Here is a 22,042-nt window from a genome sequence, read left to right as displayed (position 1 = left end):
GTTACACCCCTGCGCGCAGATCGCGGCGCGCGTTGAGGTAATCGGCGGCGGTGATCGCCTTGCCGCCCTCGCGCTGCAGCACGCGCAGGCGCAGCGCGCCCTGGCCGCAGGCGATGTCGATGCCTTCACGGCCCGCCGCCAGTACGGTGCCTGGGGCCTGGCCATGGGCCAGGTCCAGCGCCACCGCGCCGTGGATGCGCACGCGCTCGCCGGCCAGCGTGGCCTCGGCAATCGGCCACGGGTTGAAGGCCCGCACGGTACGCGCCAGCACGTCGGCCGGCTGCGCCCAGTCCAGCTTGGCCTCGGCCTTGTCCAGCTTGTGCGCGTAGGTCACGCCCTGTTCCGGCTGCGGCCGCGCCACCGGCTTGATGCCGGCACGCAGCAGGCCCAGACCGTCGGACAGCACCTGTGCGCCCAGTTCGGCCAGCTTGTCGTGCAGCTGGCCGCCGGTATCGGTGGCGGTGATCGGCAGTTCCTGGTGCAGCAGCACCGGGCCGGTATCCAGGCCGGCTTCCATCTGCATCAGGCACACGCCGGTGCTGGCATCGCCGGCCTGGATCGCGCGCTGGATCGGCGCGGCGCCGCGCCAGCGCGGCAGCAGCGAGGCATGCACGTTCCAGCAGCCGTGCGTCGGAATGGTCAGCACCGCCTTGGGCAGGATCAGGCCATAGGCCACCACCACCATCAGGTCCGGCTGCAGATCGCGCAGCTGCTGCTGGGCCGCCTCATCCTTCAGGGTTTCCGGCTGGTACACCGGAATGCCACGGGCCACCGCTTCCAGCTTCACCGGCGACGGTGCCAGGCCGCGGCCGCGGCCGGCCGGGCGGTCCGGCTGGGTGTAGACCGCCACGACTTCATGGTGGCGGGCAGCGGCGCGCAGCGACGACACTGCGAATTCCGGCGTACCGGCAAAGACAATCCTCATGGCGACCCCACTTGCAGGATGATTTCATGCAGAAAAAAGAACGGCGCCCATATCCGGCGCCGTGCGGCCCGCGCGCAGTGCGCAGGCGCGGGCCGGCGCAGCGGCCGGCCCGGCGTGGCGATCACGCCACGTGCTTGCGCTGCTTGGCCAGCTTCTTGCGCACCATCTCGCGCTTCAGCGGCGACAGATAGTCGATGAACAGCTTGCCGTCCAGGTGGTCCATCTCGTGCTGCACGCAGACCGCCAGCAGGCCGTCGGTGGTCAGCTCCTGCGGCTGGCCCTGGCGGTCCAGGAACTTCACGGTGATGGAGTCGGCACGGGTGACGTCGGCGAAGATGCCCGGCACCGACAGGCAGCCTTCCTGGTACACCTGGCCCCCGTCCTTGGCGACGATTTCCGGGTTGATGAACACCCGCGGTTCGTTCTTCTCTTCGCTCACGTCGATGACCATGAAGCGCTTGTGCACGTCCACCTGGCTGGCGGCCAGGCCGATGCCGGGGGCTTCGTACATGGTCTGGAACATGTTGTCGATCAGTTCCTGGAAGGCCGGCGTGGTGACCTCGGTGGCCTCGATCAAGGCCGCCTTGGTGCGCAGGCGCGGGTCGGGGAACTCAAGAATGGGGAGCAGAGCCATGGCAGTTTCCGGGTTGGGGGCCGGGGCAACGCCGGCATACGTCGCAGATTCTATCTGCAACGCTTGCCTTGCGCCCCGGTTTCTGGACTATAGTGCGCCAACCTGTTGGGGAATCAGGGCTTCGCACCTATGTTGCTTCGTTTTCGTACGGTCGTCGCCGCGGCGATGCTGACCGTGGCTGCCTATGCTACCGCCGTTGAAGTGAATGGCGGGCACCCGGACACCTATGTGGTCCGCAAAGGGGACACGCTGTGGGACATTGCAGGCAAATTCCTGCAGAAGCCCTGGCTCTGGCCCGAGATCTGGCAAGCCAATCCGCAGATCGCCAACCCGCACCTGATCTATCCGGGTGACGTGCTCAGCCTGGCCTACCTGGACCGCGTGACGGCCAAGCCCGGCCCGCGCCAGGAAGCGCCCGTGACCGGCGTACCGCTGGCCCAGGTCGAGCCGTTCCTGAAGCAGCTCAGCGTGGTGGACAGCATTGAGGGCCTGCCCTACGTGGTCGGCCTGGAAGACAACCGCCTGCGTGCCACCGGCGGCCAGACCGCCTATGTCCGTCTGGCCGACGCCCAGCCGGGCCAGCGCTGGGCCGTGGTCCGCCCGACCGTGCGCTACGCCCAGCCCAAGCCCACCGAGGACCTGACCGCCAACGGCGACGTGACCCCGGGCAGCGGCAACCTGTGGAAGGCCTTCAACGCGCCCAACCACCGCCGCGGCGTGCTGGGCTACGAACTGGCCCAGGTTGGCCTGGGCACCATCACTCAGGTGGCCGGCGAGAAGACCGAAGCCTCCACCCTGGTGCTGGACAGCAACGCCAACGGCCGCGAAGTGCGTGCCGGCGACCGCCTGGTGCCGGTGGAAGCGCAGCCGTACGACCTGCAGTTCTTCCCGCATGTGCCGGCGGCCAGCGTGGAAGGCGTGGACGTGCGCGTGCTGGCGGTCACCGACATGTTCGATGCCGGCGGCCCGCGCGATGTCATCGCCATTTCCGCCGGCAAGGCACAGGGCGTGGACAACGGCACGGTGTTCTCGCTGTGGCGCCAGGGCAGCCACGTGGCCCACCGCATGAAGTACCCGACCTCCTCGCGCATGGACGATTCGCGCAGCACCGGCGCTGGCCGGGTCACCCTGCCGGACGAGTACGCCGCCCATGCCATGGTGTTCCGCACCTTCGACAACGTCAGCTATGCGCTGGTGATGCAGGGCGTGAAGCCGGTGAAGGTCGGCTACAGCGCACTGCACCCGGACGCGAAGTAAGGGCGTGCCGGGCACGCCCGGCATCCCCTGACACGCACATGCGACGGCGCCCTAGGGCGCCGTTGCTGTATGTGGCCGATAGTCGGCCGATGGATGAAACCCTCGCGTTGTTGACCCTGGTGCTGGCCGAAGGGCCGCTGGCACCGCGCCGCGCGTTGCTGCGCAGCGCCGGAACCGCCCGTGCCGCACTGGCGCTGGGCGTTGCCGGCTGGCGCGCCCATGGCTGCACGCCGGCCCAGTGCGCCGCGCTGCAGGGCCCGGATGCGCGTTCGCTGGCCACCGCCCAGCACTGGCTGCAGGCGCCCGACCACCAACTGCTGGCCTGCACCGACGCGGCCCTGCCGCCGTTGCTGCAGGATCTGCCGAACCCGCCGCTGGCGCTGTTCGTGGCCGGTGACCCCAGCCTGGCCTGGCGGCCTTCGGTGGCGGTGGTCGGCAGCCGCTCGCCCACGCCCGGCGGGCGCGCACTGGCCGCGCGGTTCGCCCGCTGTTTCGCCGAAGCCGGGCTGGCTGTCAGCAGCGGCCTGGCGGCGGGCATCGACGCGGCCGCCCACACCGCGGCGCTGGACGCCGGCGGCTGCACCGTGGCGGTGATCGCCACCGGGCCGGACCTGGCCTATCCGCCCGGCAACGCCCGGCTGCAGGCCCGCATTGCCGCCGAAGGCGTGGTCCTGAGCGAATACCCCCCCGGCATGCCGGCCCGGCCCGGGCAGTTCCCGGCGCGCAACCGGCTGGTGGCCGGGCTGGCCCTGGCCACGGTGGTGGTCGAGGCGGCGCAACGCTCCGGGGCGCTGATCACCGCGCGGCTGGCGGCCGAGGCCGGGCGGGAGGTCTGCGCGGTGCCCGGTTCGGTGCTGAACCCGCGCGCGACCGGCTGCCACCGGCTGATCCGCGACGGCGCCGCCCTGGTCGAGCGCCCCGAGGAGGTGCTGGAGCTGCTGGCCCCGGCCCTGCGCCGGCAACTGCCGGACTTGCAAAGCCGGCTGGCGGCCCCCACTGAACAGGCAGTCTCGACAGCCTTGCCGGCGCACTGGGCCGGTGACCGCAACTACCAGACCTTGTGGCGCGCGCTGGACCACGACCCAATCAGTATGGATTCATTGATCACGCGCTGTGGATTGACGGCGCCGGAGGTGTCCTCCATGCTGCTGGCCATGGAACTGGCGGGAATCGTGGTGTGCGTACACGGCCGCTACTGTCGAACTCCCTAGTTTCTTCACCTCCACAGCGTCGCCCGACGCAGGCCGAGGGGCAATGAAAGAGAGCATCCTGGACGTACTGCTGTACCTGTTTGAACACTATTTCAGCGAAGATGCTGACCTGATCCGTGATCGCGACTCGCTGCAGAATGGCCTGATACAGGCCGGTTTCAGCCCTACCGAGATCAACAAGGCGTTCGACTGGCTCGACGCGTTGGCCGCCCAGCGGCCCAGCGTGGCGCAGGCCCGGGTCGATGGCCCCGTGCGCATCTACCACGGCCCCGAGCTGGACAAACTGGACGTGGAATGTCGCGGTTTCCTGCTTTATCTGGAACAGCACGGCATCCTCGATGCCGACCAGCGCGAGCTGGTGCTGGACCGTGCCATGGCCCTGGACCAGGACGAACTGGACCTGGATGACCTGAAATGGGTGGTGCTGATGGTGCTGTTCAACCAGCCCGGCGCCGAGGCGGCCTACGCCTGGATGGAAACCCAGATGTTCGTGGACGAGCCAGAACCGCTGCACTGACCGTACACTTGGGGGCCGTGCGCATTCAGGAGCGTCCCCCGTGAGTGAGTGGTTCCATGCAGAAGGCAATCGCCAGCAAGGCCCGTTGCCTGCGGAACAGTTGATCGCGCTGTTCCGCAGCAACCAGATCAACCTGGACACCCTGGTGTGGCGCGACGGCTTGCCGCAATGGCAGCCGCTGCGCAGCGTGGTCGATGAGCTGGGCCTGATCGTGCCGGCGATGGATGCACCGGCATCGGTCGAACCGCCGCCGCCGCCGGCACCGCCAGCACCGCCCGAAGTCCCACTGCCGCCTACCCTGCCACCGGCCACGCCCTACGCGGCCGCCCCGGCCATGGCCGCACCGCCGCCGAAGAAGGGCCTTTCCGGCTGCGCCATCACCGCCATCATCGGCGGCGGCCTGCTGCTGATCCTGGTGCCGATCTGCGCCATCCTGGCCGCGATCGCACTGCCGGCCTACAACGACTACACGCTCAAGGCCAAGGTGGCCGGTGCGATCACCGCACTGCAGCCGCTGAAGGACCAGGTACAGCACTTCGCCGATGACGAGGGCCGCTGCCCCGGCGCCAATGATGCCGGCTTCCCGGGCGCAGGCGATTTCGCCGCGCAGGGCCTGTCGGCCGTGCATATCGGCCGCTTCAACAATGGCCACTGCGGCATTGAAGCCACGTTGTCGGTGCCGGGCAAGACCATCGACGGCGATCTGCTGTGGCAGGAATACGACCGCGACAGCGGCCGTTGGGAATGCAGCGGCGAAAGCGACGACAAGTACCTGCCCGTCGCCTGCCGCGGCTGAACGGCACAGGCCTCCACAACCAAGGACGACCCAACAGGGGACATGCAATGACCGAGTGGTACTACGCAGAAGGACAGCAGCGGCAGGGGCCGCTGCCGGTAGCCGAGATCCGCCAGCGCTTCCAGCGCGGCCAGCTGACCCTGGACACCCTGGTCTGGCGCGAGGGCATGGGCCAATGGGCCGCCCTGCGCCAGGTGGTGGACGAGCTGGGCCTGCAGACCCTGGCAGACGCCAGTACGGCCACCGCCAGTGGCGGTTTCGACCTGCGTAGCGACTACGCGGCCATCGACAACGGCACCGCGCCGCTGCCCGGCACCGGCGTGCTCAGCAGCTCGCCCTATGCCGCCCCCGGCGCGGGCGGTGGCGACTACAGCCAGCCCGTACAGGGCGGCGAAATCGTCTATGCCGGCTTCTGGAAGCGCTTTGCCGCCTACCTGATCGACTACTTCGTGCTGCTGATCCCCAGCTGGATCGTCGGCGCGATCCTCGGCGTGGGCATCGGCGCCGGCATGGGCGCGGCCGGCAGCGGCGGCACGGCGGCCGAAGTGACCGCGCAGCTGGTCAGCGGCCTGGCCGGCCTGGTCATTTCCCTGGCCTACTACGGCTGGTTCCACGCTTCGCGCGGCGGCGCCACCCTGGGCAAGATGGCCATCGGCATCAAGGTGGTACGCGGCAACGGCGAACGCCTGACCCTGGGCCGCAGTATCGGCCGCTACTTCGCCACCATCCTCAGCAGCCTGACCCTGATGATCGGCTACCTGATGGCCGCCTTCACCGACCGCAAGCAGGCCCTGCACGACCTGATCTGCGACACCGTGGTGGTGGACCGCTGGGCCTTCAGCGACCAGCCGCACCTGCAGCGCCACGAGCTGGGCACGGTGACCGTGGTGGTGCTGGTGATCGGCGGCCTGCTGATGCTGGCCGGCTTTGCGGTGATGATCTTCGCCATTGGCATGATCGCCAAGATGGCTGGCTGACCGGCCCTGCCCGGGCGGCCTGCAGGCAACGGTCATCACGCCGTGCTGCTTGACACCGGCGGCCCGGACATGATTCCTCTAATAAGGAAACCTGAACGCCCGGCACACTACCGGGCGTTCAGTTTATGGAATTTCCCGTGGCCGCTTCACTAATGCGGCCGTTTGCTCCACCCTAGCGGCCCCTTCCCCCGGTCCGCCCACAGACCTATCCCGACATGCCCAAGCACCTGCTCATCGTCGAATCGCCGGCCAAGGCCAAGACGATCAACAAATACCTCGGCAAGGATTACACCGTCCTGGCCTCGTATGGGCATGTGCGCGACCTGATTCCGAAGGAAGGCGCGGTCGACCCGGACAACGGGTTCGCCATGCACTACGACGTGATCGACAAGAACGAAAAGCACGTCGATGCCATCGCCAAGGCTGCCAAGGGCGCCGATGACATCCTGCTGGCGACCGACCCGGATCGCGAAGGTGAGGCGATCAGCTGGCATATTGCCGAGATCCTGAAGGAACGCGGGCTGGTCAAGGACAAGCCGATGCAGCGCGTGGTGTTCACCGAGATCACGCCGCGCGCCATCAAGGAAGCGATCAACCAGCCGCGCGCCATCGCCAGTGACCTGGTGGATGCGCAGCAGGCGCGCCGCGCGCTGGATTACCTGGTCGGTTTCAACCTGTCGCCGGTGCTGTGGCGCAAGGTGCAGCGCGGCCTGTCCGCCGGCCGCGTGCAGAGCCCGGCGCTGCGCATGATCGTCGAGCGCGAAGAAGAAATCGAAGCGTTCATCGCCCGCGAATACTGGTCCATCGGCGCCGAGTGCGCGCACCCGTCGCAGCACTTCAACGCCAAGCTGATCAAGCTGGACGGGCAGAAGTTTGAACAGTTCACCGTGACCGACGGCGACACCGCCGAGGCCGCGCGCCTGCGCATCCAGCAGGCCGCGCAGGGTGCGCTGCACGTGACCGACGTGGCCAGCAAGGAGCGCAAGCGCCGCCCGGCCCCGCCGTTCACCACCTCCACCCTGCAGCAGGAAGCCTCGCGCAAGCTCGGCTTCACCACCCGCAAGACCATGCAGGTGGCGCAGAAGCTGTATGAAGGCGTGGCCATCGGCGACGAAGGCACCGTCGGCCTGATTTCCTACATGCGTACCGACTCGGTGAACCTGTCGCAGGATGCGCTGGCCGAGATCCGCGACGTGATCGCCCGTGATTACGGCATTGCCTCGCTGCCCGACCAGCCCAACACCTACCAGACCAAGTCGAAGAACGCCCAGGAAGCGCACGAAGCGGTGCGCCCGACCTCGGCCCTGCGCACGCCGGCCCAGGTGTCGCGTTTCCTGACCGACGACGAGCGCAAGCTGTACGAGCTGATCTGGAAGCGTGCGGTGGCCTGCCAGATGATTCCGGCCACGCTCAACACCGTCAGCGTGGACCTGTCCGCCGGCAGCGAGCACGTGTTCCGCGCCAGCGGCACCACCGTGGTGGTGCCCGGCTTCCTGGCCGTGTACGAGGAAGGCAAGGACAACAAGAGCGCCGAGGACGAGGACGAAGGCCGCAAGCTGCCGGCGATGAAGCCCGGCGACCGTATCCCGCTGGAACGCATCCTGGCCGAACAGCATTTCACCCAGCCGCCGCCGCGCTACACCGAAGCGGCGCTGGTGAAGGCGCTGGAAGAGTACGGCATCGGCCGTCCCTCGACCTACGCCTCGATCATCCAGACCCTGCTGTTCCGCAAGTACGTGGAAATGGAAGGCCGCAGCTTCCGCCCGTCCGACGTCGGCCGTGCGGTGTCAAAGTTCCTGTCCAGCCACTTCACCCAGTACGTGGACTACGACTTCACCGCCAAGCTTGAGGACGAGCTCGACGCCGTCTCGCGCGGCGAGGAAGAATGGATTCCGCTGATGGCCCGCTTCTGGGAGCCCTTCAAGGAACTGGTGGAAGACAAGAAGGAATCGGTCGACCGCGCCGAGGCCAGTGGCGCGCGCGAGCTCGGCACCGACCCCAAGACCGGCAAGCCGGTGAGCGTGCGCCTGGGCCGTTTCGGGCCGTATGCGGCCATCGGCAGCACCGCCGAGGACGCCGAGGAGAAGCCCAAGTTCGCCTCGCTGCGCCCCGGCCAGTCGATGCACACCATTTCCCTGGAAGACGCGCTGGAACTGTTCCTGATGCCGCGCGCGCTGGGTGAGGACAAGGGCGAACCGGTCAGCGTCGGCATCGGCCGCTTCGGGCCGTTCGCCAAGCGCGGCAGCACCTATGCCTCGCTGAAGAAGGAAGACGACCCGTACACCATCGACCTGGCCCGCGCCGTGTTCCTGGTGGAAGAAAAGGAAGAGATCGCGCGCAACCGGATCATCAAGGAATTCGAGGGCAGCGACATCCAGGTGCTGAACGGCCGCTTCGGCCCGTATATCAGCGACGGCAAGATGAACGGCAAGATCCCCAAGGATCGCGAGCCGGCATCGCTGACCCTGGCCGAAGTGCAGCAGCTGATGGAAGAAACCGGCAAGCCGGTGCGCAAGGGCTTCGGCGCCAAGAAGGCGGCGGCGAAGAAAGCCCCGGCCAAGAAGGCGGCGGTGAAGAAGGAAGCCGCACCGAAGAAGGCCGCTGCCAAGAAGGCCCCTGCGAAGAAGGCCCCGGCCAAGAAGGCGGCCAAGAAGGCCACCAAGAAAGCAGTGAAAAAAGCCGCAAAGTAGATCCACGCCATGCGTGGATGATGTGCAGAGGGGTGGCAGGTTCCACCCCATCTGCACGCAGCGGGGGGATAATGAACCCCCACGCCGGCCCGGTTGCCGCCATGAAAGAACTCACTCTGGACTCCGCTGTCGCCACCCTGCGTGCCGGTGGCGTGATTGCCTACCCCACCGAAGCGGTCTGGGGGCTGGGCTGCGACCCCGCGCACGAGGCCGCCGTACACATGGTGCTGCGCCTGAAGCAGCGCCCGATCGAGAAAGGCATGATCCTGGTCGCCGCCGACCTGGCCCAGCTGCAGGGCTGGGTGCGGCTGGACGCCCTGCCCGACGCACGGCAGCGCGCGGTGCTGGCCAGCTGGCCCGGCGCCAACACGTGGATCCTGCCGGCCGGGGCGCGTGCCCAGCCGTGGATTACCGGTGAACACAGTGGCATTGCCGTGCGCATCAGTGCGCACCCGCTGGTGGCCGCGCTGTGCCAGGCGTGGGGTGGCCCGCTGGTGTCCACCAGCGCCAACCTGGCCGGCGAACCGCCCGCGCGTACCCGCCAGGAGCTGGACCCGCGCCTGCTGCGCCTGCTGGACGGCGTGCTGGACGGCGAAACCGGCGGGCTGGCCCAGCCCACCCCGATCCGGGACGCACTCAGTGGCAACGTGCTGCGCTCCTGAGCCGATGATTGCAGCGGCGCCCGGCTTGGCGCACGCTGCGCACATGCACCTGCTGCGATCCACCCTGTGCCTGGCCCTGCTGCTGCCGCTGAGCGCGCTGGCAGCCGATGACGTGCGCATCTATCGCTGCGTGGGCAGTAACGGCGCTGTCGCTCTGCAGGACAAGCCGTGCAGCAGTGGCCGCCAGGAAGTGCGCGACATGCAGCGCCCCAAGGACCCGCCCGCGCGCGTGGTCAGCACCGACGCCGCGCCGCTGGAGCGCACCGATACCCCCGCGCTGCGTGAGCGCGAAGTACGCCATGTGTACGTGCAGCCGCCGCAGCCGATGTACGAATGCGTGGCCGAGGATGGCAGCCGCTATACCAGCGACAGCAACGAGGGCAACCCGCGCTGGGTGACGGTGTGGGGCAACGTCTGGTATCCGCGCGGCCGGCCCGGCCCCGGCTACAGCCCGCACCCTGGCCCGCGCCCGGCCGCCGGCAACAGCATCGGCCCACCGATCGGCGGCACCGTGCCCGACCGGCGCCCGCCACCAGTCGGCTTCAGCCTGCCGGCCGGCAACGTGCTGGTGCGCGATACCTGCACGCCGTTGCCCGCGCAGGAAGTCTGTTCGCGCCTGCGCGATCGGCGCTGGGAGCTGGACCGCCGCTACAACAGCGCGCTGCAGAGCGAACGCACGGCGATCACCACCGAACAGCGCGGCATTGATGCGCGCCTGGGCCGCGACTGCGGCGGCTGAAACGCCCCGCGCCGGCGCCATGCGGCCAACCAAGGTTGGCCACTACCGGGGGCGCTGCTGCGACAACGACATGCCCTGCGGCCAACCAAGGTTGGCCACTACCGGGGCCCTGCTCTGGTAGGTGCCCACCTTGGTGGGCAGTCGCTGTACGCTGCTCGCATGAAGAAACTGTTCTGGCTGGCCCTGTGCCTGCTGCCCACCGCAGCCGCGGCCGAGGCACAGGTGATCTATCGCTGCACCGGCAGCAGCGACGTTCCAACCGTGCAGCGCGTGCCCTGCGCGGACGGTCTGCGGCAGGAAATCGTGCGTCTTCCCGGCTCCACACCTGCAGCGCCCACACCGCCAGCCGAGCCACCACCTTCGGCGGTGCTGCCCAGCGCACCGCCTGCGGCCGAGCCTGCCACCACCCCCACACCCGCGGCGGAACCGGCGCAGGCCGGCGAAGAACGCATCATCAGCGAAGCGCGCATGGTCGAGCGCCCCGATGACAACCTGATCCTGGACAGCGCGCAGCTGCGCCAGGCAAACGCGCAGGCGCAGGCCGACGGCAATGCGCCGCCGAAGCCGCCGCTGCCGCCCATCTTCCAGTGCACCGATGCCCAGGGCGGCGGTTACCTGCACGAATACGAGGCCGCACCGGGCCGTTGCGAACTGCTGCAGGTGCAGGGGCTGGGCGGAGTCACCCCGGCCAATGCGGCCAGCTGTGAAGTGGTGACCGACCGCTGCAGCGAAGTCAGTGAAGCGCAGCGCTGCGGCAGTTGGCAGCAGCGCTTCCGCAACGCACGCGGTCGCGAGCGCTTCGCCACGCCGGACAACCGCGATGCCGCACGGAGCGAACGCGAGCGGCTGCAGGCAGTGCTGGCGGCGAGTGATTGCGCCGTACCTGAGTGAGCCGCTGATGGGGTCAGAGCCCTTTCCGTTGGAAAGGGATCCGACCCCGGCGAATCCATCAGAACCCGTAGCGCAGGAAGCCGCCGTCCACGGCGATGCATTCACCGGTGACATAGCTCGATGCTGGCAGGCACAGGAAGCCCACTGCGGCGGCCACTTCCTCCGGTTCGCCAATGCGGCCCATGGGCGTGCGCGCGATCACTTCGTCGTAGTAATCGGGGTCGGACAGCGGCCCGGACGTGCGGCGCGTGCGGATGTACCACGGCGCCACCGCGTTCACCCGGATGCCGTCTTCGGCCCACTCCACCGCCAGGTTGCGGGTCATCTGGTGCATGGCCGCCTTGGTCATGCCATAGACCACGCCACTGCGCACATGGGTAAGGCCGGAAACGCTGCCAACGTTGACGATGGACGACGCCGCATGCCGCGCCAGTAGCGGGTGCGCATAGCGCGAGAGTTCGAACGCGGAAAACAGGTTGGTTTCGAAGATGCCGCGCCACTCGTCTTCGGAATACTCGGTGGCCGCCTTGGTGATGTTGCCGCCGGCGTTGTTCACCAGGATGTGCAGGCCGTCGCTGTGGTCTTCCACCCAGTCCAGGATCTGCCGGCGGTCTTCGTCGTCGGACACATCGGCCGCCAGCGCATGCACCTGCATCTGCGGGTGCACATCCAGCAGTTCGTCGCGGGCGGTTTCCAGCATGTCGATGTCGCGGCCCACGATCATCAGGTCGGCGCCGAAACCGGCCAGTTCATGGGCGATTGCCAGGCCGATACCGGCGCTGGCGCCGGTGATGAGCGCGGTCTGCCCGTCCAGGCGCCATCGTTGCTGGGTCATGTGTCCTCCGGGCCGCAGCCGCTGTATTTCGATGCGCAAAGGATACGCGTCACAGCACGCGCCTGCCGACGGTGCGACACTGCGCCATCGCCTACCCTGGAGAGCCGCGATGCGTCTGCTGATTCCACTGTGCCTGTCGGCTGCGCTGCTGGCCGGTTGCCAGCGCCCTGCCCCACCCAACCCTGAAAAACCGCCGGAGCCGCAGGCGCTGGCCAAGGCGATCAACCAGCCGCTGGACCGCGCCAAGGGCGTGCAGCAGACGGTAGACGAGGGCGCCGAACGCGAGCGCCAGGCCGAGGCTGACGCGACGCGGTAATGGGTGGGGTCAGAGCCCTTTGCTGCGCAAAGGGATCTGACCCCGGTCTGCTTAGAATCCGCAGAAGCAGTACGCCAGTGCCTTCACCGGGGCGCCGTTGCCCTTCTCGCGGGCGGCGTTTTCGACGAAGCGCAGCTGCGTGTCCACTTCCGGCATCGTGCGTGCCAGCATCATGCGCGCCATGCCCGAATCGGACAGCATCCAGGCGCCAGCGCGGCTGCCAGCGAAACCGCTGACGAACTGCGCGAACGGCGTGGCGGCCTTTTCGATGTAGCGCACGCGATACTTGTCGGCGTTGCCAAGCTTGGCGCGGCCGGCGGCATCGGCCACCGCATCCTTCAGGCCGCCGAACGCATCGACCAGACCGCGTTCCTTGGCCTGGGCACCGCTCCACACGCGGCCACGGGCCACTTCATCGATGGCTTCCACCGGCTTCTTGCGCGCTTCGGCCACACGGCCGGTGAAATCGGCATAACCCTTGTTGATGACCGACTGGATGACCTGGCCCACGGCCGGGTCCATTTCGCGGGTGACATCGAACGCGCCGGCGAAGCGGGTGGTGCCCACGCCATCGGTGTGCACGCCGATCTTGTCCAGCGCGCGGCTGAAGTTCGGGATCATGCCGAAGATGCCGATCGACCCGGTGATGGTGGACGGGTCGGCATAGATGCGGTCGGCATTCATGCTGATCCAGTAACCACCCGACGCCGCCAGGTCGCCCATCGACACCACCACCGGCTTGCCGGCGGCCTGCAGGGCCACCACTTCGCGGCGGATCTGCTCGGAGGCGAACACTTCACCGCCGGGCGAATCCACGCGCAGCACCACGGCCTTCACGTGTTCGTCGTCGCGCGCGGCGCGCAGCAGGGCCGAGGTCGATTCGCCACCGATGCGGCCGGCCGGCAGGTCGCCGCCGCTGATCTCGCCCGAGGCCACCACCACGGCCACCTGCGGACGGCTGTCCACCGGGTTGCGGCGCGCATCGAGCTGGGTCAGGTAACCGCCGAAGTCGATGCTGCGGAAGCCACCGTCGGCATCTTCATCGGCCACGCCGCGGTCGATCATCAGATCCTCGAATTCTTCGCGGGTCTTCAGCGCGGTCACCAGCTTCTGCTGCAGGGCGAACTTGGCCAGGTCGCCACCGGCGGCGGCCACGCCTTCAGGCAGGGTATCGATGCCGGCCGCCAGCTGCGCCGGGTCCAGGCGGCGTGCCTTGGCGATGTCGCCCAGGTAGCGCTGCCAGACATCGTTCATCCAGAACAGGTCGGCTTCCTTGGACGCCGGCGATGCGGCATCCAGCACGTAGGGTTCGGCGGCCGACTTGTATTCGCCCACCTTGAACAGGTGCACGTCCACGCCCAGCTTGTCCTGCAGGCCGGTGCGGAAATACTGGCGGTAGCGGCCCAGGCCTTCCAGCACGACCGAGCCCATCGGGTCCAGGTAGACCTCGTCGGCCTGCGCGGCCAGCAGGTACTGCGACTGCCCCATGCTCTGGCTGAAGGCCACCACCTGCTTGCCCGACGCGCGCAGGTCCTGCAGCGCGGCGGCCACTTCACGCAGCGAGGCGAAGCCGGACGGCTGCAGCTTGTCCAGTTCCAGCACCACGCGTTCGATCTTCTTGTCGTCCTTGGCCGCTTCAATGGCCCGGATCAGGTCGCGCAGCTGCACTTCCTCGGCGCTGTTGTCGCCCACGGCCTTTGCCAGCGCGCGGCTGACCGGATCGGCGCTGAACTGCTCGACCAGCCGGCCTTCCGGCGCGATCACCAGGGTGGTGCGGTCCTGCAGCGATTTGCTGGCACCGGCGCCCATGCCGGCGGCGACGATGAACATCACCACGAACAGCAGCAACAGGCCGAAGAACAGCAGGTTCAGGATCAGCCGGCGGGTGAAATTCATCACGTCCCACAGCCCGATGAAGAAACTGGCGACGGGGTTGCGACGTGCCGGGGGCAGCGGGGGCACGGTTTGGTTCATGGAGCGCTCCGGATGGCTTCTTGCCGTGGTAACAGCATAGCCGGTGCCGTGTGAGGCGGCATCGGACACAAGTCAGGGGATCGCCCGTCACGGTCTGCGGTGACGGGCGCGAGGATCATTCCAGGACCGACTGGCCAATGCGCAGGCTGCTGCGGCGCAGCCGCCAGCCCATCAGGATGGCCGCGGCGGTCAGGCCGACGATCAGGCCGATCCACATGCCCTGCGGGCCCATGCCCAGGCCCAGGCCGAGCCCGGCGCCGAGCGGCATGCCCAGGCCCCAGTACGCGAACATGGCGATGAACATCGGTACGCGGGTGTCCTTCAGGCCGCGCAGCGCACCGGCCGACAGCACCTGGATGCCATCGGGGAACTGGAAGGTGGCCGCGTACAACAGCAGCGTGGACGCCAGCCCGGCCACCGCCAGATCGTTGGTATAGACCCCCACGATGGCATCGTGGCCGAACAGCAGCACCGCCGCCGACAGGGTCTGGGTGCCCATGATGATCGCGTAGCCGGCCCAGGCCGCGCGGCGCACGCCGAAGCCATCGCCACGGCCGACCGCATGGCCGACGCGCACGGTGGTCGCTTCGGCCACGCCCATCGGGATCATGAAACACAGCTGCGCCACGTTGATCGCGATCTGGTGCGCGGCCGCCTCATTGGCGCCCAGGCGACCGATCAGCAGGGCGGTGACGATGAACAGACCGCCTTCCATCAGCACGGTGATGCCGATCGGCAGGCCGGTGCGCAGCAGGTCCCAGATCGCCGCCGGGCGCGGGCCTTCGAAGTGCGAGAACAGCTGCAGGTGGGCGAAGCGCTTGGTGAGCCACAGGTAGGTGGCAAAGGCGATGGCCTGCAGCCACATCATCACCGCCGAGGCGATGCCCAGCCCTTCGGCGCCCATTTCCGGGAAGCCCAGCTTGCCGTTGGCCAACACGTAGCCCATCGGCGCCAGCACCAGCAGGCCACCGAAGCCGAGCAGCATGGTCGGCAGGGTCCAGTGCATGCCCTCGCTGAGATAGCGCATGCAGAAGTACAGGGTGAGCGCGGGCCCGCCCCAGCGCACCGCGTGCAGGAAGGCGGTGGCCCCCGGCACGATGTCCGGCGCGATGCCGAAGGCCGGCAGCAGCGGCGGCACCAGCGTCAGGAAGGCGAACATGATCAGCCCCAGGCCCAGCGCCAGCCACAGGGCCTGGCGGAACAGCGGGCCGATCTCGCGCTCGCGGCCGGCGCCATGCAGCTGCGACACCGAGGCGGTGAGTGAGATCAGGGTGCCGATCGGAATCAGCATGGGCAGCCACAGCAGCGCGGTGCCGATGGTGACCGCCGCCAGCGTGGCGGTGGCGTGGTGGCCGGCAATGACGTTGTCGACGAAGGAGATCAGGCCGGTGGAGACATGGCCCAGCACCAACGGCAGGGCAAGCAGACCGGTCGCGCCGACTTCCTTGCTGAAGCGCGGCGTGGAGGTTGCGGTAGACATGGAAGTACAGAACGCCAACTACGGTTGCGCGCGAAGGGCACAGGCACCGGGTTGCGGGCCGCCATCTTACGGCCAAACGACCCGGCATGGGCGCGACCGTCGGCGGGGTGCGGGCGAACGGGTGCGGGCGACGGGGTAGAGTCGACCGTTGGTCGACTGCTCTTCATTCGGGCCGCGCGAAAACCCCCGCCCATTCCCCATCAGATCCCCGCCGATTCCGAGGCGAAGCCCCCGGCGCTACTGCCCGGCTTGGCGCTTCAGCCAACCGTCACGCTCGGCCGCCGGCAGGGCCAGGAATGCGCTGCGCACCGCATCGCGTTCCTGCGGCGGCGTGCGCTGCGCCACCAAGGTCAATTGCGACAATTGTGCAGGACTGAGCTGGCGCAGCACGGCCAGCGCAGCTTCACGCTGTTCCGGCGGCACGAAGCCGAACAGGCCGTGCAGCTTGGGGAACTGCTGGCCCAGCTGCGGGCCCAGCCGCCAGCCCTCGCGGAAGGCCTGGTCCTGCGCCTGGAACTGTTCGCGCAGCTGCTGTTGCTGGGCGGCCGGCAGGGCGGCAAAGCGCGAAGCAGCCACGCGGATGCGCTCACGCTCGCCTTCCGGCAGCGCGCGCCAGGCCGCGTAATCGGCCCGCCGTTGGCGCTGGGCGGCCACATCCAGATGGGCGAACCCGGCCGGCGACGCGGCATCAACCGCACTGGCCGGCACCGCGGTGGGCGGCGGCAGGTCCAGGGCATTCGGCGCGGCGGCGGCGCACAGCGGCAGGGCCAGCAGCAGGCCGGCCAGCAGGAACTTATTCATCGGCAGCAGAGGTTTCCAGCGCGGCACCCACCGGCTCGGGGTGGGTCGGTTTGGGTTCGGATTCATCCACCGGCAGCGGACCACCGGCGGCACTCCAGGCATACAGATCGGCGTCGGCCACCAGCGGGTAGTCACGGTCGGCCAGCATCGCGGCATCTTCGGCGGCATGGCTGTCGACCGCGGCCGATGCCTGAACGTCGGTCGGCGGCAGCGATTCCACCGTCACCGGCCCCGCTTCGCCCACCACGCCTTCCGGCAGCGGGGCATCGCTGGCCGTGCGCAGGCCCTGCCAGTGCCTCCAGCCCAGCGCGGCCGCCAACAGCACGGCAACGGTGGCCAGCAGGATCAGCGGGCCGCGCCAGCGCGGGCGCGCATTCGGGCGGCGGCGCTTGCCGGCCGCCGGCGTGCGGTCGTTGCGTTCGGGCGCGCGCCAGCCGGGGGTGGGGGGCTGCGTGCTGCTGCCCGGTGCGGCCGGCTGCTGCAACTGCTGCAGGCGCTTGGCCGGCAGGTCGCGGATGCGCAGCTGCACCTGCTCGGCCAGGCCGCGCCAGGCGGCGGCATCGGGCTGGCCGTTGGCATCGCGGGGGCAGGCCGCGGCCAGCAGTTGCTGGTAGCCGTTCTCGTCGGTGTCCAGCACCCGCGTAGCAATGCCTTCGTCCAGGCTGCCGCCCACCCGCAGCAGCAGGGCCAGGCGCGGCACGGGGGCCATGTCGCCCAGTGCGGCCAGCGACGGCGGCCACTGCCCGGCGGACGGCTCACGCAGGGCCTGGCGCTGGCCCAGCAGGGTCCAGAATCGGGTGGGCCACTGCGCCATGGGCAGGTCGCTGGCCACGGCGGCGAAGGCACGCATGACCGCCACCAGGGTCTGCTCGGCACGGGCGGGGTCGCCGCACTGCAGCTCGGCAACCACCAGCGCGCGGCGCTCGACGCCACGCAGGAACGCCGACAGCGCGCCGGCCGCGGTCGAGGAAACAGGGGCGGGCACAGCCGTCATCGGTCACTCCAAAGGTCTGCCAGCATGATAGCGGCAGGCCCTTGGCCGCCGGCAGGGCTTGCGCCCGTGGGCACTTCGTGCTGCAGGTTGTGCACAGCATCAAGACCTGACTTGGGACGACCGGCATGGAGGCGTGAATTCAGCGTGTTTCAGCAATGTTTCACATCGATGTTGTTGATATTCAAGAACTTTTTTATGTGGCTATTTTTTGACCAACGCAACCGTGAGGCCGTCGCCATCGGCTTCCCGGGTCATCGCCGACGGGTAACGCACAAACTTATCCACAGAAGATGTGGATAAGACTGAATCTCTAATAGCCGCCTGCATTTAGGTGACATTTATGAATGCCACGACGCGTTGCGGCCGGACAGCAACCTGCCATGCGGGCGCGCATGGGCCGTTAAACTGCGCCCATGCCCGCACTGATTCCGACCCTGCAGGTCGCGCTGCCCGTTCCCCTGCCCCGCCTGTTCGACTACCTGGCCCCTGACGGCCAGGCGCCGGCCGATGCGCTGGGCTGCCGGTTGAAGGTGCCCTTCGGCAACCGTGAACTGGTGGGCATGGTGGCTGGCCTGGGCCAGACAGAGGACACGCAGGGGCTGCGCCAGGCGCTGGCCTGGGTGGACCCGCAACCCCTGCTGCAGGGCGAGCTGTGGCACAGCCTGCAATGGCTGGCCCGCTACACCCACGCCCCCTTGGGCGAAGTGGTCAGCACCGCCCTGCCCGGCCCGCTGCGGCACGGCGAGCCGCTGCCCGACACCCATCACTGGGGCTGGCAGCTGACCGACGACGGCCGCACCCAGCGCGACAAACTTCGCGCCGGCAGCCGGCCGCGGCAACTGGCCGAACACCTGGCCGAGGCCGTGGTGGACGAAGACGTGCTGGGCGCCCGCATGCCCGATTGGCGCACGGCGGCCCGCAGCCTGGCCAAGCGCGGCCTGGCCGAGCGGGTGGCGCTGGCCGTGGCCCCGCGCCACGCGCACCCGCTGCCAGGCCCGACATTGAACCCCGACCAGGCCGAGGCCGTGGCTGCGATCACCGCAGCCGATGGCTTCCAGCCGTTCCTGCTGGATGGGGTGACCGGCAGCGGCAAGACCGAGGTCTACCTGCAGGCCATCATCCATTGCCTGGCGCAGGGCCGGCAGGCGCTGGTACTGGTGCCGGAAATCGGCCTGACCCCGCAGACCCTGGCGCGCTTCCGTGGCCGCCTGGGCATTCCGGTGCACGCGCTGCATTCGGGGCTGAACGACAACGAACGCGCACGCGTGTGGGCGGCTGCATCGCGCGGCGAAGCACGGGTGATCGTCGGCACCCGTTCGGCTGTGTTCACGCCGCTGCCGCAGGCCGGTCTGTTGATCGTGGACGAGGAGCACGACGGCAGCTACAAGCAGCAGGACGGCATCCGCTACCACGCGCGCGACTTCGCCCTGGTGCGGGCCAAGGCCCTGGGCATTCCCGTGCTGCTGGGCAGCGCCACGCCGTCACTGGAAACCCTGCACAACACCTACGCCGGCCGCTACGCGCACCTGCGCCTGAAGCAGCGTGCCGGCGATGCACGGCCACCGCGGGTGCGCATCCTGGATGTGCGCAAGCGGCCGCTGCGCGATGGCTTGAGCGACGAAGTGCTGGCCGGCATCGGCGAACACCTGCAGCGCGGCCAGCAGGTGCTGGTGTTCAAGAACCGGCGCGGCTACGCGCCGGTGCTGCTGTGCCACGACTGCGGCTGGACCGCGCCGTGCCAACGCTGCGATGCGCCGATGACCGTGCATGGCGGCGGGCGCCGCCTGCAGTGCCACCACTGCGGCGCACGCCAGCCGGCGCCGCTGGCCTGCCCGGCCTGTGCCAGCCTGGCCCTGCAGCCGCAGGGTATTGGTACCGAGCGGCTGGAAGAACATCTGGTGAGCGCCTTCGCCGACTACCCCGTGGTGCGCATCGATCGCAGCACCACGTCACGCCGCGATGCGCTGGAACAACAGTTGGCGAAACTGGGGGACCAGCCCGGCATCCTGGTCGGCACGCAGATCCTGGCCAAGGGCCACGACTTGCCCAAGCTGACCCTGGTGGTGGTGGTGGGCATCGACGAAGGGCTGTTCTCCGCCGATTTCCGCGCCAGCGAGAAGCTGGCCCAGCAGTTGATCCAGGTGGCCGGGCGCGCCGGACGCGCGCGCGATCCCGGCGAGGTCTGGCTGCAGACCCATCACCCGGGCCACCCGCTGCTGGAAACCCTGGTGAACGGTGGCTACCACCCCTTCGCGCAGGCCGAACTGAACCAGCGCCAGGCCGCCGGCTTCCCGCCCTTCGCGCACCTGGCACTGATGCGTGCCGAAGCGCAGCAGGTCGAGCATGCCAACGCCTTCCTGCTGGCCGCGCGGCACCTGCTGGGCGAACAGAACGTGGTGGAAGCCTATGGGCCGATGCCGGCGCCGATGCCGCGCCGTGCCGGTTACCAGCGCACGCAGCTGCTGCTGTCGGCGCCGCAGCGGCCGCCCCTGCATGGGGTGCTGGCGCAGCTGGTGCCGCAGCTGTACGCGCTGCCGGAAGCACGTAAGGTGCGCTGGTCGCTGGATGTGGACCCGACGGATCTTTATTGAGGGTTGCGGGGTGCCTCCGCCGGGCATGGCCCGGCGCTACCGCGGTGCCCGCCGGTGTAGGGTCGGAGCCCAATCATCGCGCGCTTACCGCCGTTGGTAGAGTCGAGCTTGCTCGACTGCTGCTGATCCAGCGCCAAGCGCAGTCGAGCAAGCTCGACTCTACCCCCGCGCGCAGCGGGGGTCGGAGCCCACCCGTCGGGTGGGATCCGACCCCGGGCAACGCGCGCTCAGGTCAGAGGCGACATCACGCCGCGCTGGTACGCCGGGCGCTCGCGCAGTCGCGCGTACCACTGCGCCACGTGCGGCAGGTCCGGGCGCTGGATCGGCAGTTCGAACCAGGCATAGACGAGAGATCCCAGCGGGATGTCGCCCATCGCGAAGCGGTCGCCGGACAGCCACGGCTGCTTGGCCAGGGTGGCATCGGCCATGGCCAGGTATTCGCCGGCACGCACGATGGCCGCATTGATGCGCGCTTCGTCGCGGTCGGCCGGGGCGGTGCGCATGATGCCCCAGATCAGTTCGGAGTACAGCGGCGCCATGCGCGAGGTGCTCCAGTCCATCCACTTCTCGGCCTGGGCACGTTCCATCGCATCTTCGGCATACAGCGTGCCCAGCGCGTAGCGCGCGCTCAGGTAGCGCACGATGGTGTTCGATTCCCACAGCGGCAGGCCGTGGTCTTCGATCACCGGCACCAGGCTGTTGGGGTTCATTGCCAGGTATTCGGCCGACTGCGTGCCGCCGTGGCTGCCGCCCACTTCGATGGATTCATACGGCAGCCCGATTTCCTCGGCACACCACAGCACCTTGCGGACGTTGCTGGAATTGCGGCGGCCCCAGATCTTCAACATGCGTTTGTTCCTTGCCTGCAGCGGTGCGCCACGCTGGCGCGGAGCCGCTACGATACGCCGATCAAACGCGCCCTGCTGCGCTACCGGTTCTTCTTCGGCAACGCGCGCACGTAGGACGATTTGCCGTCCTTCTTCAGCTCGAACAGACCGATCGCCGCCAGCAGATCGCTGAGCTTTCCATAGCCATAGTTGCGTGGATCGAACGAAGCCTGGTTGCCGATCTGGCTGCCGACCGGCCCCAGGTGCGACCAGCCGTCTTCGCCTTCGGCCGACGACACCGGGCGGCGCAGCATTTTCACCAGGCGGGTATCACTGCGCATTTCCGCGCCGCTCTTGCGCGGGCGGGCTTCATCGCTGGCGGCCTGTTCGCTGGCGGCCCGCTCCACGTCGGGCGCGTCGGCATCGGGCACGCTGGCATGGGCCTGGCCCAGGGCTTCCAGATAGGTGAACTTGGAACAGGCGTTGACGAACGGCTCGGGCGTCTTCTTTTCGCCGAAGCCATAGACCTTCACCCCGTCGGTCAGCAGGCGCATGACCATGGGGGTGAAGTCGGCATCGCTGGACACGATGGCGAAGCCATCCAGGTTGCGTGCGTACAGCAGGTCCATGGCATCGATCACCATGGCCATGTCCGAGGCGTTCTTGCCCTTGCTGTAGGCGAACTGCTGGATGGGGCGGATGGCGTACTCGTGCAGCACCGCCTCCCAGCCCTTCAAGCGCGGGCTCTTCCAGTTGCCGTAGGCGCGGCGCACGTTGGCCACGCCATGGCGGGCCACTTCGGCCAGCACTTCATCAATCTTCGATGCTGGCGCGTTGTCGGCGTCGATCAGCAGGGCAATGCGCTTTTCCGGTTCGGACATGGGTTCCTCGGCGAAGGGGCTGCGGCCTGAACCGAGTATCGCCG

The 22,042-nt window shown here is 68.7% G+C and carries 20 protein-coding genes; 11 read left to right on the top strand and 9 right to left on the bottom strand.

The features are described from left to right. Position 1: 1 nt before the first annotated feature. On the bottom strand, positions 2–925 hold the full coding sequence (fmt, locus tag G4G00_RS15435; RefSeq protein ID WP_108754281.1) for a methionyl-tRNA formyltransferase: 924 nt from the start codon (positions 923–925) through the stop codon (positions 2–4). A gap of 121 nt (positions 926–1,046) precedes the next feature. After that, positions 1,047–1,559 (bottom strand): peptide deformylase, encoded by a 513-nt coding sequence (def, locus tag G4G00_RS15430; RefSeq protein WP_108754282.1) that lies wholly within the window; start codon positions 1,557–1,559, stop codon positions 1,047–1,049. 129 nt (positions 1,560–1,688) lie between these two features. On the opposite strand from def, the gene G4G00_RS15425 reads away from it, so the two are divergent. From G4G00_RS15425 to G4G00_RS15385, 9 genes are all read left to right on the top strand, one after another. Further along, a complete protein-coding gene (locus G4G00_RS15425) occupies positions 1,689–2,816 on the top strand; it encodes a LysM peptidoglycan-binding domain-containing protein (RefSeq protein WP_108757277.1) in 1,128 nt (375 codons plus the stop codon). 89 nt (positions 2,817–2,905) lie between these two features. Beyond that, the gene (dprA, locus tag G4G00_RS15420; RefSeq protein ID WP_164274831.1) at positions 2,906–4,027 is read left to right on the top strand and encodes a DNA-processing protein DprA; all 1,122 of its coding nucleotides are present in this window, start codon (positions 2,906–2,908) and stop codon (positions 4,025–4,027) included. Between the two features lie 43 nt (positions 4,028–4,070). Continuing rightward, a complete protein-coding gene (locus tag G4G00_RS15415; RefSeq protein WP_108750316.1) occupies positions 4,071–4,544 on the top strand; it encodes a DUF494 family protein in 474 nt (157 codons plus the stop codon). Positions 4,545–4,584: 40 nt separating this feature from the next. After that, complete coding sequence (locus G4G00_RS15410; protein ID WP_164274828.1) at positions 4,585–5,340, top strand: GYF domain-containing protein; 756 nt, start codon at positions 4,585–4,587, stop codon at positions 5,338–5,340. A 47-nt stretch (positions 5,341–5,387) separates the two neighbouring features. Continuing rightward, positions 5,388–6,317 carry an RDD family protein gene (locus tag G4G00_RS15405; RefSeq protein ID WP_108750314.1) on the top strand — a complete coding sequence of 310 codons (930 nt, stop codon included), beginning with the start codon at positions 5,388–5,390 and terminating at the stop codon, positions 6,315–6,317. Between the two features lie 215 nt (positions 6,318–6,532). Beyond that, a complete protein-coding gene (locus G4G00_RS15400; RefSeq protein WP_164274825.1) occupies positions 6,533–9,007 on the top strand; it encodes a DNA topoisomerase I in 2,475 nt (824 codons plus the stop codon). 71 nt (positions 9,008–9,078) lie between these two features. Next, on the top strand, positions 9,079–9,669 hold the full coding sequence (locus G4G00_RS15395) for a Sua5/YciO/YrdC/YwlC family protein (protein WP_108754287.1): 591 nt from the start codon (positions 9,079–9,081) through the stop codon (positions 9,667–9,669). A gap of 43 nt (positions 9,670–9,712) precedes the next feature. Beyond that, the gene (locus tag G4G00_RS15390) at positions 9,713–10,408 is read left to right on the top strand and encodes a hypothetical protein (RefSeq protein WP_108754288.1); all 696 of its coding nucleotides are present in this window, start codon (positions 9,713–9,715) and stop codon (positions 10,406–10,408) included. Positions 10,409–10,567: 159 nt separating this feature from the next. Beyond that, on the top strand, positions 10,568–11,299 hold the full coding sequence (locus G4G00_RS15385; RefSeq protein WP_164274823.1) for a hypothetical protein: 732 nt from the start codon (positions 10,568–10,570) through the stop codon (positions 11,297–11,299). Positions 11,300–11,357: 58 nt separating this feature from the next. Here G4G00_RS15385 and G4G00_RS15380 read toward each other — a convergent pair whose 3' ends face one another. Further along, on the bottom strand, positions 11,358–12,134 hold the full coding sequence (locus tag G4G00_RS15380) for an SDR family oxidoreductase (RefSeq protein WP_108754290.1): 777 nt from the start codon (positions 12,132–12,134) through the stop codon (positions 11,358–11,360). 109 nt (positions 12,135–12,243) lie between these two features. Here G4G00_RS15380 and G4G00_RS15375 point away from each other — a divergent pair, with 109 nt between their 5' ends. Continuing rightward, a complete protein-coding gene (locus G4G00_RS15375) occupies positions 12,244–12,450 on the top strand; it encodes a hypothetical protein (RefSeq protein WP_108750309.1) in 207 nt (68 codons plus the stop codon). A 51-nt stretch (positions 12,451–12,501) separates the two neighbouring features. Here G4G00_RS15375 and sppA read toward each other — a convergent pair whose 3' ends face one another. The 4 genes from sppA to G4G00_RS15355 all read right to left on the bottom strand — a co-directional run bounded on the left by sppA (position 12,502) and on the right by G4G00_RS15355 (position 17,699). Continuing rightward, positions 12,502–14,424, bottom strand: a complete 1,923-nt coding sequence (sppA, locus tag G4G00_RS15370) for a signal peptide peptidase SppA (RefSeq protein WP_164274820.1) — start codon at positions 14,422–14,424, stop codon at positions 12,502–12,504. A gap of 115 nt (positions 14,425–14,539) precedes the next feature. After that, positions 14,540–15,904: an MATE family efflux transporter gene (locus tag G4G00_RS15365; protein WP_164274817.1), complete on the bottom strand. Its 1,365-nt coding sequence runs from the start codon at positions 15,902–15,904 to the stop codon at positions 14,540–14,542. 237 nt (positions 15,905–16,141) lie between these two features. Beyond that, positions 16,142–16,705, bottom strand: coding sequence for a DUF3106 domain-containing protein (locus G4G00_RS15360; protein ID WP_108757287.1), 564 nt, complete (start codon positions 16,703–16,705; stop codon positions 16,142–16,144). After that, positions 16,698–17,699 carry a hypothetical protein gene (locus G4G00_RS15355; protein WP_164274814.1) on the bottom strand — a complete coding sequence of 334 codons (1,002 nt, stop codon included), beginning with the start codon at positions 17,697–17,699 and terminating at the stop codon, positions 16,698–16,700. The genes G4G00_RS15360 and G4G00_RS15355 overlap by 8 nt, the downstream gene beginning before the upstream one ends. A gap of 413 nt (positions 17,700–18,112) precedes the next feature. Here G4G00_RS15355 and G4G00_RS15350 point away from each other — a divergent pair, with 413 nt between their 5' ends. Beyond that, complete coding sequence (locus G4G00_RS15350) at positions 18,113–20,290, top strand: primosomal protein N' (protein ID WP_164274811.1); 2,178 nt, start codon at positions 18,113–18,115, stop codon at positions 20,288–20,290. Between the two features lie 227 nt (positions 20,291–20,517). Here the strand turns inward: G4G00_RS15350 and G4G00_RS15345 are convergent, their stop codons facing one another. Together G4G00_RS15345 and G4G00_RS15340 are read right to left on the bottom strand one after the other, a co-directional pair. Then, positions 20,518–21,138 (bottom strand): glutathione S-transferase, encoded by a 621-nt coding sequence (locus G4G00_RS15345; protein ID WP_108750303.1) that lies wholly within the window; start codon positions 21,136–21,138, stop codon positions 20,518–20,520. A gap of 80 nt (positions 21,139–21,218) precedes the next feature. Continuing rightward, the gene (locus tag G4G00_RS15340; protein WP_164274808.1) at positions 21,219–21,998 is read right to left on the bottom strand and encodes an NYN domain-containing protein; all 780 of its coding nucleotides are present in this window, start codon (positions 21,996–21,998) and stop codon (positions 21,219–21,221) included. Positions 21,999–22,042 lie beyond the last annotated feature (44 nt).

It is taken from the genome of Stenotrophomonas sp. B1-1, from assembly GCF_010894375.1.
GTDB lineage: Bacteria > Pseudomonadota > Gammaproteobacteria > Xanthomonadales > Xanthomonadaceae > Stenotrophomonas.
The sequence above is the reverse complement of the archived record's forward strand: the minus strand, read 5'-3'. Positions and strand labels throughout refer to the sequence as shown.

What these genes read in the sequence shown, in the direction of transcription:
- G4G00_RS15360 (WP_108757287.1), bottom strand. Translation starts at nt 16,705, where the DNA reads ATGAATAAGTTCCTGCTGGCCGGCCTGCTGCTGGCCCTGCCGCTGTGC.
- G4G00_RS15390 (WP_108754288.1), top strand. Translation starts at nt 9,713, where the DNA reads ATGCACCTGCTGCGATCCACCCTGTGCCTGGCCCTGCTGCTGCCGCTG.
- fmt (WP_108754281.1), bottom strand. Translation starts at nt 925, where the DNA reads ATGAGGATTGTCTTTGCCGGTACGCCGGAATTCGCAGTGTCGTCGCTG.
- G4G00_RS15380 (WP_108754290.1), bottom strand. Translation starts at nt 12,134, where the DNA reads ATGACCCAGCAACGATGGCGCCTGGACGGGCAGACCGCGCTCATCACC.
- G4G00_RS15425 (WP_108757277.1), top strand. Translation starts at nt 1,689, where the DNA reads ATGTTGCTTCGTTTTCGTACGGTCGTCGCCGCGGCGATGCTGACCGTG.
- G4G00_RS15365 (WP_164274817.1), bottom strand. Translation starts at nt 15,904, where the DNA reads ATGTCTACCGCAACCTCCACGCCGCGCTTCAGCAAGGAAGTCGGCGCG.
- dprA (WP_164274831.1), top strand. Translation starts at nt 2,906, where the DNA reads ATGGATGAAACCCTCGCGTTGTTGACCCTGGTGCTGGCCGAAGGGCCG.
- G4G00_RS15415 (WP_108750316.1), top strand. Translation starts at nt 4,071, where the DNA reads ATGAAAGAGAGCATCCTGGACGTACTGCTGTACCTGTTTGAACACTAT.
- G4G00_RS15375 (WP_108750309.1), top strand. Translation starts at nt 12,244, where the DNA reads ATGCGTCTGCTGATTCCACTGTGCCTGTCGGCTGCGCTGCTGGCCGGT.
- G4G00_RS15395 (WP_108754287.1), top strand. Translation starts at nt 9,079, where the DNA reads ATGAACCCCCACGCCGGCCCGGTTGCCGCCATGAAAGAACTCACTCTG.
- G4G00_RS15400 (WP_164274825.1), top strand. Translation starts at nt 6,533, where the DNA reads ATGCCCAAGCACCTGCTCATCGTCGAATCGCCGGCCAAGGCCAAGACG.
- G4G00_RS15340 (WP_164274808.1), bottom strand. Translation starts at nt 21,998, where the DNA reads ATGTCCGAACCGGAAAAGCGCATTGCCCTGCTGATCGACGCCGACAAC.
- G4G00_RS15345 (WP_108750303.1), bottom strand. Translation starts at nt 21,138, where the DNA reads ATGTTGAAGATCTGGGGCCGCCGCAATTCCAGCAACGTCCGCAAGGTG.
- G4G00_RS15385 (WP_164274823.1), top strand. Translation starts at nt 10,568, where the DNA reads ATGAAGAAACTGTTCTGGCTGGCCCTGTGCCTGCTGCCCACCGCAGCC.
- sppA (WP_164274820.1), bottom strand. Translation starts at nt 14,424, where the DNA reads ATGAACCAAACCGTGCCCCCGCTGCCCCCGGCACGTCGCAACCCCGTC.
- G4G00_RS15355 (WP_164274814.1), bottom strand. Translation starts at nt 17,699, where the DNA reads ATGACGGCTGTGCCCGCCCCTGTTTCCTCGACCGCGGCCGGCGCGCTG.
- G4G00_RS15350 (WP_164274811.1), top strand. Translation starts at nt 18,113, where the DNA reads ATGCCCGCACTGATTCCGACCCTGCAGGTCGCGCTGCCCGTTCCCCTG.
- G4G00_RS15405 (WP_108750314.1), top strand. Translation starts at nt 5,388, where the DNA reads ATGACCGAGTGGTACTACGCAGAAGGACAGCAGCGGCAGGGGCCGCTG.
- def (WP_108754282.1), bottom strand. Translation starts at nt 1,559, where the DNA reads ATGGCTCTGCTCCCCATTCTTGAGTTCCCCGACCCGCGCCTGCGCACC.